This window comes from Anaerolineales bacterium (genome assembly GCA_016928575.1).
GTDB lineage: Bacteria > Chloroflexota > Anaerolineae > Anaerolineales > RBG-16-64-43 > JAFGKK01.
Genome location: JAFGKK010000131.1, coordinates 47,465 through 62,613 on the forward strand (window position 1 = coordinate 47,465; position 15,149 = coordinate 62,613).

At 64.3% G+C, this 15,149-nt stretch carries 10 protein-coding genes; 1 reads left to right on the forward strand and 9 read right to left on the reverse strand.

Annotation, left to right across the window (positions count from 1 at the left end):
* Positions 1-430: 430 nt before the first annotated feature.
* Positions 431-2,665 (reverse strand): polyribonucleotide nucleotidyltransferase, encoded by a 2,235-nt coding sequence (locus JW929_15830; GenBank protein ID MBN1440877.1) that lies wholly within the window; start codon positions 2,663-2,665, stop codon positions 431-433.
* A 522-nt stretch (positions 2,666-3,187) separates the two neighbouring features.
* On the opposite strand from JW929_15830, the gene JW929_15835 reads away from it, so the two are divergent.
* Positions 3,188-3,937, forward strand: coding sequence for an SIMPL domain-containing protein (locus JW929_15835; protein MBN1440878.1), 750 nt, complete (start codon positions 3,188-3,190; stop codon positions 3,935-3,937).
* A gap of 86 nt (positions 3,938-4,023) precedes the next feature.
* Here JW929_15835 and JW929_15840 read toward each other — a convergent pair whose 3' ends face one another.
* The 8 genes from JW929_15840 to JW929_15875 all read right to left on the reverse strand — a co-directional run bounded on the left by JW929_15840 (position 4,024) and on the right by JW929_15875 (position 14,508).
* A complete protein-coding gene (locus JW929_15840) occupies positions 4,024-4,959 on the reverse strand; it encodes a hypothetical protein (protein MBN1440879.1) in 936 nt (311 codons plus the stop codon).
* Between the two features lie 190 nt (positions 4,960-5,149).
* A complete protein-coding gene (locus JW929_15845; GenBank protein MBN1440880.1) occupies positions 5,150-5,911 on the reverse strand; it encodes a methyltransferase domain-containing protein in 762 nt (253 codons plus the stop codon).
* 63 nt (positions 5,912-5,974) lie between these two features.
* On the reverse strand, positions 5,975-7,126 hold the full coding sequence (locus JW929_15850; protein MBN1440881.1) for a hypothetical protein: 1,152 nt from the start codon (positions 7,124-7,126) through the stop codon (positions 5,975-5,977).
* Positions 7,127-7,173: 47 nt separating this feature from the next.
* A complete protein-coding gene (locus JW929_15855) occupies positions 7,174-9,564 on the reverse strand; it encodes a PD40 domain-containing protein (protein ID MBN1440882.1) in 2,391 nt (796 codons plus the stop codon).
* 2 nt (positions 9,565-9,566) lie between these two features.
* Positions 9,567-10,901 (reverse strand): radical SAM protein, encoded by a 1,335-nt coding sequence (locus JW929_15860; GenBank protein ID MBN1440883.1) that lies wholly within the window; start codon positions 10,899-10,901, stop codon positions 9,567-9,569.
* Between the two features lie 96 nt (positions 10,902-10,997).
* Positions 10,998-12,695 (reverse strand): hypothetical protein, encoded by a 1,698-nt coding sequence (locus JW929_15865; protein ID MBN1440884.1) that lies wholly within the window; start codon positions 12,693-12,695, stop codon positions 10,998-11,000.
* 73 nt (positions 12,696-12,768) lie between these two features.
* A complete protein-coding gene (locus tag JW929_15870; protein ID MBN1440885.1) occupies positions 12,769-13,134 on the reverse strand; it encodes a hypothetical protein in 366 nt (121 codons plus the stop codon).
* Positions 13,135-14,151: 1,017 nt separating this feature from the next.
* Positions 14,152-14,508: a PAS domain-containing protein gene (locus JW929_15875; protein MBN1440886.1), complete on the reverse strand. Its 357-nt coding sequence runs from the start codon at positions 14,506-14,508 to the stop codon at positions 14,152-14,154.
* Between the last annotated feature and the right edge of the window lie 641 nt (positions 14,509-15,149).

Here is a 15,149-nt window from a genome sequence, read left to right on the forward strand (position 1 = left end):
CACGCGGGAGGGCCAACCGCGTCGGCAGGGAGAATCCGGTCTTCCGGATCGCCGGGACGGCATCCGACCGCGCTTTCGGTTCCGCCAAAACGGAATTTGGGGGAATGGAATAATCCCTGCCACACAAAGCACAAAGAGCACAAAGGGAAAAGAGGAGATCACTTAAAAGTCGACAAGCGGAATGCGACGGATCATCTTTACGCGCCTTCTTTGGAACCTCGCATGGAATGGCTTTCCCGCCGATTCCCATTAATCATGCGTCCGTAAGGCGATGAGAATCCCGCGGCCGGCTGCGCGTCGTTGGCGCGTGCAGGGCGGCGGTTCATTTCGCCCTTGGGAATGTGGATCGATTCAAAGGGTACGCCTTTTTGTGCTTTTTGCAGCCAAGAATTAAAAAACCCGCCGTTCGGGCGGGTTTTTTTTGAATTTGTTACCGTCGGCGTCCACCGCGCTCGTCGCGGTCGGATCCGCGGCCGCGGGCGCCGCCGGGACGCTGTGACGACCGCGGCCCGCCCGGGCCGTTGCCGCGTCCCCCGCCGGAGGGTTTGCGGTCGCGCTCGGCGGCCTCCTCCGCGGTCCAGCCTTCCAGCACCGCAGCCCGCGAAAGGCGGACCTTGCCCTCTGGATCGATCCCGGTCACCATGACTGTCAATTCGTCGCCCAGGCGGCAAACGTCTTCCACCTTCTCGATCCGGCTCGAATCGAGCTGTGAAATGTGCACCAGCCCGTCGATGTTCGGGAGGATCTCCACGAACGCGCCGAAATCCGCTACGCGGACGACCTTGCCGGTGTAGATCCGCCCCACCACCGGAGTCTCGGTCAGGCTCTCGACCCGCTTGCGGGCTTCCATCGCGCTCGGCCCGTCGACGGCGGAGATGTAGACTTTGCCGTCGTCTTCGATGTCGATCTTGACGCCGGTGTCCTCCTGGATCTTGCGGATGATTTTCCCGCCGGGTCCGATCACCGCGCCGATTTTTTCCGGATCGATCTGCAGGATCGTCATCCGCGGCGCGTGCGGCTTGAGGTCCGGACGCGGGGCGGGCAGGCATCCGCGGATCACTTCCAGGATCCGCATCCGCGCCGCCTGCGCCTGTTCCAGCGCCTGGCCCATGATCTGCGGGGTGATGCCTTTGATCTTGATGTCCATCTGCAGGGCGGTGATCCCCTGCGCCGTGCCGGCGACCTTGAAATCCATGTCGCCGAGGTGATCCTCGACGCCCTGGATGTCGGTCAGGATGACGTACTTCTCGCCTTCCTTCACCAGGCCCATCGCGATTCCGGCCACCGGCGCATGGATCGGCACTCCGGCGTCCATCAAGGAGAGGGTCGATCCGCACACGGAGGCCATCGAGGTGGAGCCATTGGAGGAAAGCACCTCCGAAACCACCCGAATGGTGTAGGGGAACTCCTCCTGCGCGGGGAGGACCGGAACGAGCGCGCGTTCCGCCAGCGCTCCGTGGCCGACCTCGCGGCGCGAAGAGCCGCGCAGGGGCTTGGTCTCGCCGGTGCAGAAGGGCGGGAAGTTGTAATGGTGCATGTAGCGCTTTTCGTCGACCGGCGCCAATCCGTCGAGTTCCTGGGCGTCGCGCGGGGTGCCGAGCGTGGTGAACGAAAGCACCTGCGTCTCGCCGCGGGTGAACAGGCCCGACCCGTGGGACCGCGGGCTGAGGTCCACCTCGGCGCTCAGCGGCCGGATCTGATCCGGTCGGCGGCCGTCGGTGCGCTGGTTCGCATTCAGGATTCGCGAGCGGACTTCGGTGCGGTACATCTCGTAGAACGCCTCGCGCAGGTCGGCCTCCGCCATATCGACGTCGTTGGCAAAACCCGCCAGGACTTCGCCTTCGATCGCGTCGAGAATCGCCTGGCGCTCGGCCTTGTCCAACTCGTCGCGGAAGGCGTCCGCCAACCGGGTTCCCACCTTCTGCGACACCGCCTCGCGGACCTTTTGCGCCAGGACAAAATGTTGATAGTCGCGCTTCGGTTTGCCCGCCTCGGCGGCCATCTTCTCCTGGGCGTCGATCAGCGGCTGGATCGCGCGGTGAGCCAGCTGCAGGGCTTCGCGCATCAAGTCTTCCGGCGCTTCGTCGGCCCCGGCTTCGACCATCAGAATCGCCTCGCGCGTCCCGGCCACCCGCAGGTCCAGCTCCGAGCGCTGGATCTCCTCGTAGACCGGGTTGTACACCCACCGGCCATCGACCCTGCCGATGCGCACCGCCCCGACCGGCCCGCCCCAGGGGATGTCGGAGATGGTGATCGCAGCCGAGGCGCCGATGATCGCCGGGATGTCCAGGGGATTCTGGGCATCCGAAGACCAGGCATGCATGATCACCTGAACATCGTTGCGCAGGTCTTTGGGAAACAGCGGCCGCAGCGGTCTGTCCGTCAGGCGGGCGACGAGGATCGCCGCCTCCGAGGGCCGGCCTTCGCGCCGGAAGAAGGAGCCGGGAATCTGCCCTCCGGCGTACATCCGCTCTTCGTAATCCACCGAGAGGGGGAAGAAGTCGATCCCCTCGCGCGGATCCCGGCTCATGGTGGCGGAGGCGAATAGCAGCGAATCGCCGATTCGCACCGTCACCGCCCCGCCGGCGTTGGCCGCGAGATTGCCGGTGGTGAGAAGGAAAGTTTTACCCTCCACCACCGCTTCGTACGTCTTGCGTGTGGTCATGGTTCCTCCAGGAGCGGGGCAGGGGGGCGGGGAATGGAGACCACGAAGGACACGAAGAAGGACCTGAGGAGACGAAAAAACGGCCGTAGATTGTTTCAGATCTTCCTTCGTGTTCTTCGTGGATCCCAACCGCTGCGCCGCCGTGAAATATCGGTCGAAATCCCGGAGGATCACCGCTCCTGATGGTTTTGCGATCGAAGAGAAGCGTCCCCCCTGGGGAGGCGCGGAATCCGCGCGGGATTTCGGGCGCGGCTGAAGGCCGCCCGACTGTATTGTAGACGAGCCGAGGTATTGGCGCAAGGCGTCGGGATTTGGACGGATTTCTGATCCTGCCCTCGGATTAATATCAAGTGAGAGCTTACGGATCGGAGGCGCGGCTCCGCCAGCCGTTCCGCGGGAAAATCCAGGAGCACGCAGACATCGGCGCGGCAGGGAACAAAACCGGATGCGATTCGTCTGCTACACTATATATTCCAAACGGCGGAGGACGAAAGCCCCGCCGAGGTCAACCAAGGAGGAACCATGTCTCGGAAAACTGTAGTAATGGGTTTGGTGTTGGCCGCGGCCATTCTGGCCGGATGCTCGACGGCCGCGGCCGTTCCCGAGCAGCCCTGCACGCTGAACTGTTACGGCCCCACACCGGAGAGTCCGCGCACACTGTCGGTGATGGGAGAGGGGAAAGTGGAGGTGGATCCCGACATCGCGGTGATGTACCTGAGCATCGTCACGCGCGATTCCTACGCAGATCAAGCCTGGGACGACAACAACACCAAGGCCGAAGCGGCGATCGCCGCGATCCAAGGCCAAGGAGTGGCCGCGGCGGATATCCGCAGCGATTTCAATCTATATCAGCAGGAGAAGTACGATTCGTACGGACAGCCCACCGGAGAGATCACCTATATCGTCACCCACGCGCTGACGGTGACGGTGCGGGATCTGAGTAGCGTGGGCGCCGTGCTGGGCGCGGCGCAGGGGGCCGGCGTGAACTCCGTCGGCGGAATCTCCTTTTCGCTCGAGGATCCGACCTCCGCGCTCAGCCAGGCCCGGGCGCTGGCGGTCGCCAATGCCCGCGCCCGCGCGGAGGAGATCGCGGCGGGGTTCGGGGTCAAGGTCGGGAAGGTCCTCACGGTCAACGAATACGGCGGCTACGTTTCGCCGGCGGCGGAAAAGGCTTACGGCATGGGTGTCGGCGGGGGCGGCTCCTCGGTCCCGGTCCAGGCCGGAACCTGGGAAGTGAGCATGACCGTCAGCGCGGTGTTCGAGATCGAGTAGACAAATAGCGGGCCGGCAACTCCCCCGCGGGGCCGCCTCGGTTCGTCTTTCCGGCATGATCTTGGCCGGGACCGAGGCGGCTTTTCTTAAACAGCCGTTACGCCGCGCCAGACGGAATCCAGGGATTGCAGGAAGGTCAGGCTGCGGACGGAAGTCCCGCGCTGGCGGCTGATCGCGGTGGAAAAATCGTCCGGATCGGCCCACGTCAGATGGCCGCGGTTGTCGGCCAGGCCGTGGTTGGGAAGATCCTGCACCGCCAGCCAGAAATTCCACATCGGAAGGCCGTACTCGTACGCCAAGGAGGCGACGATCCGGTTGAAGGCATGGTTCCCTTCGCGGTTGTCGGCTTTGGTTGCGAGGATCGGGAGGATTCCGCTGGAGACGGTGTATTCGACGATTTGCCGCATCCGCTGTTCGTAGATCTCCGGGGTTGTCCGGTAATCGTCGGTGCCCAAGGCGATCAAGGCGATGACGGGGCGGTGAATCCGGTATTCGCACTGCATCGGATTTTCACCCTTCTCGCAGCGGGTCCGATCGGCGCGGAGGGGGGAGAGAACGGCCGCGGTGGTAAACCCGTTGCCCAGCGAGGCGCTTTGACGGGTGTAGGAGCCGCGGAACCACTCGATGACGGGTTGCAGATAGGCGTGCTCGCCGAGGGTGTAGTATTCCGGGCCTCTTCCAAAATTGCCCAGAAATCTGGTTGGAAGACTCAGGCAATCGCCGAGGATGGAAAAGGCGTGCGGGTCGTTTCCGAATCCGAGGCCGTCGCGGTGGATTAGGCGGGCGCTTTGCGTTGCGGCGGGGACGACCGGCATCGATTGCCAGGCGTCGGGGGCCAGCGTGGGGGTCAAGGTCGGCGTGAAGGTGAACGTCGGAGTCGGCCTGACGGTGGGTGTGGCGGAGGGCGCCGTCTGGGTCGGCGAGCGTAAAGGCGTAGATGTGCGGGCGGGAACGGTGGAAGCGGTATTCTCGGCCGGAAGGACGGTTGGCGAAGCCGGTGCGCACCCGGCGGCCGGCGGCATCAGGCAGATCACTGCCGCGAAAAGCCATGATGGATGTATGCGAATCGGCCGCCTCCGCCCCTGGAATTGTTCCGGCGTAAATCCGGAATGGGATGCTAGTCCTTCATTTAACCATATAGAGCGCATGGGGCCGGCAACGAGCGGTTTTGTGCGTGGTTTGTGTCTGCGCCTTCCGGACGGCAAAGCGGGATTATTCCCGGATTCCGGCGGCGTAGAAGGTCGGGATGTGGAGAACGCGCCGGCCGTTTTCGCGCGCGCTCCTCTCGGCGGTGCGGAAGGCCTGCCATTCCTCTTCCGCAACCTCTCCCTGTAAATCCTCCCGCAGGATTCTCAACTCGCTCTCCGCCGCTTTCTCGCCGCCGGCATCGGGAAGGGCGGCGGAGGCCATAACGCCGCATTCGAGCAGGCGTATTCCGGCATCGCAAAAGAGTTCGGCCAGGCGGCGCCCGGCGGCCGTATCGGCTCCCTGGCGCCGGAGGGCTTCGGTTTGCCGCCGGCCGAACGCCGTTAGTTCCGCGGGATGGTCGATCCGCGCGTCGTGGTCCGGTTCGGCCATCGCCGCCACCCAGCCGCCGGAGCGCGTGACCCGGACCATCTCGCGCAAGGCCTGCGCGCTTTCGCGGACCCACATCAGAAAGTAATGGCAGAAGACCAGGCCGAACGCCCCGTCGCGGAACGGCAGGCGCAGGGCGTCTCCGCCGAGGTACGCACTCCGCGCGCCGCAGGCGCGGGCGAAACCCAGGCGCGCAAGGTCGATCTCCACTCCGCAGACGAGCGTCTCCGGATGCGAGCGCGCCGCGGATTCGGTGACGGCGCCGGTCCCGCAGCCGACTTCGAGGATGCGGCGGGCGCGGTCGATGCCCGCGCGCTCGAAGAGGTGACTCCGCAGGGAATCGGTCCAGCGGGCTTGCTGGAGGAATCGATCATGCCAGTCGGCGAGGGTCAGGGTCATTTCGGGATCCCTCCCCCGCCGTCACGCCGGCGGGGGAGGGAGTTGGGCCGGGAGGGGAGGAATTTACGCCCGCGCATTGCGCCAGAGCGTTTCCCAGGAGTCATTCAGGAAATTTCCGAGTACGCGGTTGACGCCCTGCTCGGGCAAGACATCGCCGTCGGGCTCGACGTACAGCCAGGCTTTTCCGGCGCCGGTGGACGGCGCGCCGATTTCCTGCGAAACCGGATTGGCCGAGGAGTACGGGACCGGAAGATCCCATTGCAGGGTCAGCTCCAGGTCGGCCGCCCGCCCGCGCAGAGCCACCAGGGTTTCCGCGCCGGCCGAATCGGACGCGCTGAGGGAGATGGCCTTCACCTGCGCCTGGTGCAGGCGTTCGAGGATTTCCTCGGCTCGGGGGGCCAACACGCGGTTCAGGGTGAGATGCACGGTGGTCGCCAGGTCGGCCTGCATCGCGTTTCGAATGGCGGTCCAGGCGGCTTCCTCCCCGGGTTGCAGCAGGAACATGAGATGGTCGAGGCCGCTGTCAAGCAGGGATTTTAGGTAGGCGTCTTCCGCCAGGCGCAGGCTGCCGCTGAGCAATCCGCAGACTTGGCCGAGCGATTCGGCGCGGGCGATCAGCGCCGGCAGGTCGTCGCGCAGCGCGGGTTCCCCGCCGGTGAACACCACGTGCGGTATCCCTGCCGCCCAGGCCTTCTCCAGGATCGTCTTCCAGGCGTCCGCCGCCAGTTCGTCCTTCGCGCGTTCCGCGGGCGCGTAATGGATGCTTTCGCCCTCGGGCAGGCGGTAGGTGAGGGCGCAGTCCAACCGGTACGGCGCGGAGATCTCCTGGGAATAGGGATCGCGGCGGTCGAATTCCAGGTACGTCACCGGATCCAGATCCGTGGAGTGAACCAGGGTTTCCACCCGCCCCACAAAATCCGTGTAATCGCGGAGGGCCTGCTTGGCGCTCACCCGGTAGCGGGAAGAGATCACCCGGGCGGCTTTTTCCGGAGACGAACCCTTCACCCACTGGTAGGCGCATTCGGCCGCGGTCTGGTTTAAATGCAGGACCGTCGAGGCGTTGAGGATCAGAATCCCGCTGCCGTCCTGCTCCAGGCGCAGATGCAGCCGGTAGGGATTGGGGGAATCCGGCGGGGATGGATAAGTGTACAAGCCCGCCGGCAGTGCGGGAACGGTGCGAAAGCGGTTGCGGATCCTTTTAATGAGAGATGCCATGCCTGCCTCCCGGTTTTTTCTTTTGTGGTTGCGGGGCGGAGCGGGGGCTACGCTTCGCCGCGGCATTGCGCGCAGTCCGGCGGGAAATCGTCCCAGGCGAACGATCCGGTTTGCTGCATCAGAAAGACGGGTGGTTGGTCCCCGGCCGGGATCAGCAGCAGCTCCCCGGCCTCCGCGGCTTTGCGGTAGATCCAGACCAGAACGGTCTCCGCATCCGCGCTCCACAGCGCGGTGAACGAATCCCGGTAGTCGAGGATCAGGGGCGCTGCGAGCAAGGGGGTTTCCCCCGAACCGTCGGCGGCGGCGGAAACCATGCGCACGGCGTATTCCGTCACTTCCATTCCGGCGGGCCGACTCACAAAGTACGCCAGCCTGCCGTCCGGCCGGTGGCACGGCCACCACACGAAGGAATCCGAGACCAACGCCGAGGACGCGCCGGCCGCGGAGAGCTTGGCCAAGCCCGGATTCATCCCGCCCATCATCGGATACACCGCGCTGGCGAGCAGGACGGCTTGGCTGTCGTTTGTCCAGGCCGACATATGGGAATACTCGCCGGAGGCCAGCAGGGCGCCGTCGGCGGAAAGGATTCCGGCTTCGGCCCATTCATAGCGGCCGATCATCACCAGCAGTTTGGATCCGTCCGGTGACCATGCTCGCGGATAGTATTTGGCGAAGTCCGCGGGGGAGGCGGCGTCGTTGTCCGCGATCAGCAGTCGATCCTCGCCGCTGACCGGGTCGAAGACGCGGACGCCGTCGAGCGCGTACGCCAGGCGGCCGTCGGGTGAAAACGCCAGGCCTCCCGCGTACCGTTCGCCGATATCGGCGATCGCGCGCCGCCCCGTTCCGTCCCGGCCGACGAGGATGATTTCCGTCCGGCTGAGAAAGGCGATGGATCCGTCCGCGGCCGAGACCGCAAAGGTCCGGACGCCTTCCGTCTCATCGGTGATCTGAGCGAGAGTCGCGCCGTCGGTCTCCATCCGCCAGATCTGCGCCCTACCGCTGCGGTCGGAAAGGAAATACAGAGGCGAGGGAAGAACGCGCGCTCCTTCGGCCAGCACCTCCACCGAGGCGGAAAGCGTCAGCGGCAGGCCGTCCCCTGCGGGCACGGCGCGCCCGGTGTTGTCGAACAGCACCCAGGATCCGGAATGGCTTCCGGAGGCCGCCGGCGCGACGAGCGGCAGCGCCATGTCGACGGAATCCCCGGGCTGGATGGCGCCGGAAACCGGCAAGTAGGCCGCGCCGCTCATGGTTGCCCCCCCGCCGAACCGCAATCCGTACCCGGCCGGAGGCCAGGCGCATGCGCCGCTGTTGCGGACTCGCCACACTTTGGTGAATTCCTGCGGGCCGGTGAAGCGGGTGCCGGCCGGAATGGTCACATGCGCGGCGAATTCCCCCTCCGGCGCGCAAACTCCGTAATCGGTTCCCGCCGGCGTCCGGCGCCAAGTCGGCCAGCGGTCGGTCGTCCGGTTGTTGGTCAGCCGCAGTTCGCCGCTTCCGTCGGCGTTGACGAGGTAGATCTCGTAGTTGCCGTCGTTGGCTTCGTGGCGGGTGGAAGTGTAGGCGATCTGATTCCCGTCCGGGGACCAGGCCGGATCAAATTCGCTGGCATCGTCGGAGGTGACGCGCACCAATCCGCTGCCGTCGGCGTTCATCCGGTAAATGTCCCCTTGTCCGACCGCCTCCGTCCGACTCCTGCCGGAGAAGGCGATCTGCAGGCTGTCCGGCGACCAAGCGGCTCCGGACTCATCGGCGTCGGGGGTGTTCGTCAGGCGGGTCAGGCCGGTTCCGTCCGGATGGATCTTGTACAGGTCTTTCACCTGCTTGGCAGTGTCTTCGTAGTAGGAAAAGGCGATCCAGGCTCCGTCGGGCGACCAGGCCAGGTCGGTTGCGCGCTGGGGAATTCCTGGAATTTGCGCCGGGGGCGATCCGAACAGGTCCGCCGTGTATGCCGTCCAATTTCCGGTCTCATGGGTCGAGACGAACGCCACGCGGCTGCCGTCCGGAGACCAAGTCGGGCCGTCGGCAAATCCATGGAACACCTCGGCGGGCGCGGATCCGGCGGGCCGGCCGCCTTCCATCCGGACCTCCATCACCGCGATTCCGCCGCCGTCCATCGAGATTTCCTCGCGCATCGCCAATCTGCCCCCGTCCGGCGAAAAGACGGGCCGGTAATACTCGCCCGGATATCCGGCGGTGAGGCTGCTCACGTTCCCGGTTTGCAGATCCATCAGCACCACCTGCGAATCCCCCGTAAAGGTGGAGGAGCCAAAGGCGATCTGTCCGGGCGGATTGGGAACGGGCGTCGGCGTGGGCGATGCGGTCTGGATCGGCGCGGGCGTCGAGGCGCCCGGTGTGGCGAGCGGCGAGCGCGGACCGCAGGCGAAGACGGCCGCCAGAAGGATCGTCAGGATGGTGGCTTTGCGCGTGGATTGGGACATGGTCAGGATTCCTCCGGACCGCGGTTTTCGAATTGTAGCGGACATCCCCCGCCGCACTCGGCCAGCAGAATGCAGGATTTGCATTTGGCGGGTACGTTGCGCCGTTCGCGCAAGGAACGGGCGAGGTCGTGGTTCCAGATCGCAGGCCACTCGTCGCGCAGGAGGTTTCCCAACGGATGGTAATAGGATTGGCACGGCAGAACGCCGCCGTCGGGTTCGACGCACATGTTGTAGAGCGCGGCGGTGCAGCCCTTCACGCCCAACCCGCTCTGCACGGGATCCAGCCGGCAATACGCCGTCGGCGTGTACCAGATCAGACGCTGGCCGGCCGCGTCGGTGAACCGGCGGGCGATTGCGAGCAGGGGCGCCAGCTCCTCCTCCTGTAATCCGGTTCCGACGGTCGCGCCCCGGCCGGAGTGGATCAGGCCGTTCAGACCGACCGTCGGAACGCGCATTTCGGCGAGCCATTCCAGCGTCGCTTCCAACGTGGGGGTGTTGGCGCGCAAGAGGGTGGTGTTGGTCATCACGAACAGACGGGTCTCCAGAGCGTTGCGCAATCCGGCGGCGGTCTGCGCCCACGCCCCGCGTTTGCCGACGACGGAATCATGAACGGCTTCGGAGGAGCTTTCGAGGGTGATCTGGACGTGGTCGAGTCCCGCGTCGACCAGGGAATTCAGAAATTCCCGGTCGGCCAGCCGCCGGCCGTTGGTGTTCAAACCGGTGATCTGCCCTTTGCGCTCGGCGTACGCGACGAGCTCCGCCAGGTCTTCGCGCAGCGTCGGTTCGCCCCCGGTGAAGACGACGTGGGGAATCCCGAGATCCCACAGCCGGTCGATCATCCGCCGCCAATCGGCGGCGGGAAGTTCGGGAAAGGTCCGCGGGCGGGCGTTGTAGCAGTGGGCGCAGTCGTTCTGGCAGCGGTAGGTGAGCGCCAGATCCATCCGGTAGGGAGCCGAGGGGGTGTGGCTGAACGGGGCGCGGATATCGAGTTCCATGTCGCACACCGGGCAAGGGCCGCCGGGGCGGGTGAGCGCATCCACCTGGGCGGCGATTTCGGCGAAATCGGCCCGCGCCCTCCAGCGGGGGATGCGGTACTCGCCGGCGAGTGTTCTGGCAGCCGCCTCAGGGGCGGTACCTTCGAGCGCCAGGTAGGCCATCTGGGCGGCGGTGGGATTGAGGTGGAGGATCCGGGCGGCGTCAACCACCAACGTGCCGTGGCCGTCGGAATCCACCCGCAGGTGCGAACGGCTGCGGCCGGCGGTTTCCCGCCTTTCATAATGATACAGCCCAGGCGCGGGCAGGGAGGGCGTTTCCGTTTTCGGGCGGAAGAATCGCATGGCCTTCATCCCATCAAACTGAGTCGCCGTGCGCGCCAGCGGGTGCGGATTTCCGCAGTGCGGGCGGGGAGTCTCCTCGGCTCCCTCCGGGCGGGGCTAACGCCCGCCTCCGGCGCAGGCGCAGGCGCAACCGGCGCAAGCGCAGGCGCACGCACAACTGTGGCCGCCGCCGCCCCCGCCCCCGCTTCGCCAGCCTCCGCCGCTGGAAGAGGACACCGGAAGGGGATTGGTTTTCGCGGTCACCCGGCCCGTGAAACCGGTCAGGTCGCCGATGACGTTCCGGGAGAAGGATTGCACGCCGCCGACGACGGATGCGGCGAAATCGGCGCCGGGCAGGCGCGGAAGGGAGATTGATCCGCCCCGCGTCGGGCTGAAGGACGGTGCGGCAGCGCCGCGGCCGGCGCCGCCGCCGACGGAAGGATCATAGCGGCCCCACCACACCGGCACGAACACCGGACCGCGGCTGAAGATCTCGCGCGAGCGGCCGTCGAAGTCGCGGTCGAGCATCGTCCATTCGAGGTTTTCATCGATCGCCTGGGCTTTCACTTCCGGGGTGCCGGCCGCGGCGACCTGCTGCCAGGCTTTCTCGGCGATGCTCTTGTAGTAGTCGATCGTCTCTTTGCGCGAGAAGCCTTTCATCTTCTCCTGCAGGCTTTTAATCAGATTGATGATCACCTGCTGCAGGGTTTTCGGGCGCGTGGCTTTGTTTGAAGATTCAAACGCGCCGAGGAAATCCGTTTCGTAGGGGTGCAACCCAGCGGGTTTCGGTTCGGTGTTTTTCAATTCCAGCGGGTCGCGGCTGGTGACGGTGACCGCATTCTTCTTCACCAAGCCGAAGAGGATCATCGTCAAAACCCGGTCGAGCGGTTGTTCCATCAGCAGGGCGGCTTCGACCGCCGTCAGGCCGCGTTTGATCCCGTGGCCTTCGATGGAAATTTTCGGCGGCAGGTACTGCTTTTTGCGCTGGTTTTCGGACCAGGCGCCCAGAATTCCCAGGCCGACGATGAAGGCCACCACCCCAAAAATGCAGCTGCACGGCGCCAGGGCTTCCAGGTAGGGCCCGATGGATTGGAAGAACCGCTCGAAACTGGATTGGCGGACGATTGCGCTTTCCGGAACGACGGCGGCGGGGAACGAAGCGCCGAATTTGTATTGGCTGTAGCCGTTGGCGTTCGGACTGCGCCAGCGGTATGCAACCCGGCCCTCTTCGTCGAGGTAGGTTTCCGGTTCCTCGGCCCCCGGCCAGTTGGAGCTCGGCCGGTGGTAGCGCGGATCGTCGGGGCCAACCCCGAGGGGTAGGTGATAGACCACCGTCAGATCGGTGGAGCCGTGGACGAAGGAAGCGTCGAACCAGGTCGGGGAAAACACCGCGCTGGCGTAGCTCGAATCCTCGTCGTCGGGATACAGCACCCCCCGCACCCGACCGATGCGCACGCGCACGGTCCCGCTCTGGCCGGCGCGGATGCTGGCGCCGCCCAGACCAAGTGCCACGCCCGGTTTAACGTACGGCGAGGGTTCGATGTCGGAGATCAGGCGGCCGTCTACGTCGGCCGTCACACTGGTGAGATCGTAGTTTTCGTTGGGGACGCCGACGTCGATGAAGTCGATCGCGTCGGCGCCCGAATCGTTCTGGAAGACAAAAGTGTATTCGATGGCCAAGCTTCCGTCGTTGTTCCAATAGGAGTGGACCTCCTCCCGGGGCAGGGAGAAGGAATAGTTTTGGGCGGTTGCGCGCGCCGGGACGGCCAGCGCCGGAAGGAGCAAGAGGAGGGATGCCAGAATTTTGTTCTTCATGGATGACGCTCCGCATGAATGGCGTATCCGGATCGGCTCCGGCCGCGATGCCCGGCCGTTCCCGCCGGGAAATTCACCACTTGGGCTCTTCGGCCAGTTGGTAGGAGGTGTGGCAGTATGGGCACGTCACCACCGGCGCCCCCGCCACCATCTTGATCGCATCGGCGGTCAGCGCGCCTCCGCAGGATTTGCACTTTAACGTATCAAGGTTGATGTTGGCGGGCAGGTCGATCTTCAGTGTGACGTTGTCGGCCGGTTTGGGTGCGCCCGGCTTCCAGGACGCGAGCACGATCAGCCCCATGCCGATGGCCACGCTGACCCCGCCAACGCAGATCCACTCGGGCTGCGAGGTTTCGCCGAATGCGCCCCAAATGAACAGCACGCCGAAGAGGATCAGAATGGCCGCCGCGATGAAACCAAGGATCCGCAATGAATTCATGGTCACCTCTCGTTGGATCCGAAGTGTAGCATGAGGCCCGGCGGGAAGCAACTTCCCGTCCGCCGGGCATGGGTCGCGGCCCGCGCAGAGCCCCGGGCGGATGATCGCCTGGATCATAGGAATATACGCAGCTTTTTCCACTTATGATACGGCACGGCGTTGCCTGGAATCCGAAACGATGAATCTTGGTCTTTTATGCGCCCTTCCGCGAAAATGGCCGATCAGGTCTATGCATAAATGCATGCCTAACGCGGAGCAGGACTCAGGCAGTTGTCCGGAGGAGAGGCTTTCTTTCGCAGGCAACGGATCTTCCTCTCCTGGGGCTGGCCCAACGCCTGCTGAGATCCTCGGGGGATTCTTTTGGGGAGAGCGCAAGCGCCATCGCCTTGCCCGTATCCCGGCGGATTGGGCAGATCCGTTTGGGCGGCTGCAGGATGATGTCGGCGGACGGGCTGCCGGCCCGGTCGGCAAGGTCGTAATGCCCGGAGGAGATTAAAGGCAACTGCTCACCCCGATGCAAGAATTATATAAACGGCCGGAAAAACCACTTTTCGTTTCCCCCTCATCCCATCCTTCTCCCAGCCCATCTCTCAAGATTGATGGCTTCAAATAATTGCATCCTTTTTTCCGCTGTTATGGGGCTGGGAGAAGGTGCCCGAAGGGCGGATGAGGGGGAGGGTGAGGAGATACGATTAAAAATCCTTACGCCGTAACCGGCAGAGACAGAAAATAGGGGCTTTGGCGCACCAAGGCATTGATCGCGCGTTTTTTCAGTCCCCTCGAGGATCTACGAAGGAACGGAATGATCTCAATCGGGCACCCCTCTTCAACCGCAATCGCCGGGACGGCCTGGTCGAGCTTTTTCGCGTTGTCACCCTGGCGGTGAGGGGGGGCGGGCGCCTCTCCCATGGCCCAAGGGGAGCATACCGGCCGCCGCCGGCGGAAACCCTCCGGGATTTCGGGGGGGGCGCGGATGAAGGAATTCCCGGCTCCCGGCTTTTCAGTCTAGAGGGTCTTTTACTCGCGCTTGAAGTTCGGCAGGATCGGGGGAACCTCGAAGGAAATTTCCACCAGGCCGGCGAACACGCCGCCGCGGTACCAGGGGGATTGGTGGATGAGTCTTTTCACGCCTGCTTTTTCGGTGGTGTAGGTGTTGGCGGTCCGGTCCCGCATCAGGGAGCGGATTTTTTCCTGCGCCTTCGGCGGATGGCAATCGAACAGGTTCGAGCCGATCAACGCCCGCCCGCCGTGTTTGGCCAGCAGCTGTTCGGCGGCGGAGTTCATATAGGTGATGATCCCCTCGGCGTCGCAGACGGTCACGGCGGCGGGGAGCGCGGAAAAGGTTTCCAGGGCGGATTTTTCCAAATCGGCCATCCGTTTTTTTCCCTTTCGAGAGATCATTGTAAAAACGGGAGCAGCAAACCGCACGCGGATGGGATTCCGGGCGGCTTGAGCAAGGTTGGCGCTTTCGGGCTGACAATACCCGGGGCTAGGCAATGTTCTCAAGCCAGGGATATCTGTCCTTGTGCTTGCTAAAGGGATCAGATCCTGGAGGGCGGGATGTGGAAAACCTGCTTCCAAAGATTTTACTCCCAATTCGGGAAAAGCGGCCTTTCCCAACTCGTGCGGGTCAGCCAAAAAGCTTTCCCTGAATCGTCCCGGGGAAAGAAGACAGAAGCAACTCTGGAAAGAGATTCCGAATGGCGTTTTGGCTTATCCTTTTACGATCCGCGTTTAGGAAAAATCCGCGGATTGCGGCGATTAGGTTTTGTAAGACGGTCCATCCTCGAAGCGGGCAATTTCTTCTGCAAAACACGCATAAGGTAAAAGGAATTCCATTTTCGTGTTTTTCGACACCCCGTGTCCTATACGGCGAGCAAGACCATTTCGAATCGGGGACGATATTGGTTTCATGATCGAGAGGGGGCCTCGAGAAAGTTAACCGGAATCGAGGAGCGGGCCATTATCGATCCGGCGCTCTCGGGGTACGGTTGGAGGCAAGCCTTGCGGCGTTT

Bases quoted from the DNA above. Each gene is read 5' to 3' on its own strand.
- JW929_15840 (MBN1440879.1), bottom strand. From the start codon at position 4,959: ATGCCGCCGGCCGCCGGGTGCGCACCGGCTTCGCCAACCGTCCTTCCG.
- JW929_15830 (MBN1440877.1), bottom strand. From the start codon at position 2,665: ATGACCACACGCAAGACGTACGAAGCGGTGGTGGAGGGTAAAACTTTC.
- JW929_15835 (MBN1440878.1), top strand. From the start codon at position 3,188: ATGTCTCGGAAAACTGTAGTAATGGGTTTGGTGTTGGCCGCGGCCATT.
- JW929_15855 (MBN1440882.1), bottom strand. From the start codon at position 9,564: ATGTCCCAATCCACGCGCAAAGCCACCATCCTGACGATCCTTCTGGCG.
- JW929_15865 (MBN1440884.1), bottom strand. From the start codon at position 12,695: ATGAAGAACAAAATTCTGGCATCCCTCCTCTTGCTCCTTCCGGCGCTG.
- JW929_15875 (MBN1440886.1), bottom strand. From the start codon at position 14,508: ATGGCCGATTTGGAAAAATCCGCCCTGGAAACCTTTTCCGCGCTCCCC.
- JW929_15850 (MBN1440881.1), bottom strand. From the start codon at position 7,126: ATGGCATCTCTCATTAAAAGGATCCGCAACCGCTTTCGCACCGTTCCC.
- JW929_15860 (MBN1440883.1), bottom strand. From the start codon at position 10,901: ATGCGATTCTTCCGCCCGAAAACGGAAACGCCCTCCCTGCCCGCGCCT.
- JW929_15845 (MBN1440880.1), bottom strand. From the start codon at position 5,911: ATGACCCTGACCCTCGCCGACTGGCATGATCGATTCCTCCAGCAAGCC.
- JW929_15870 (MBN1440885.1), bottom strand. From the start codon at position 13,134: ATGAATTCATTGCGGATCCTTGGTTTCATCGCGGCGGCCATTCTGATC.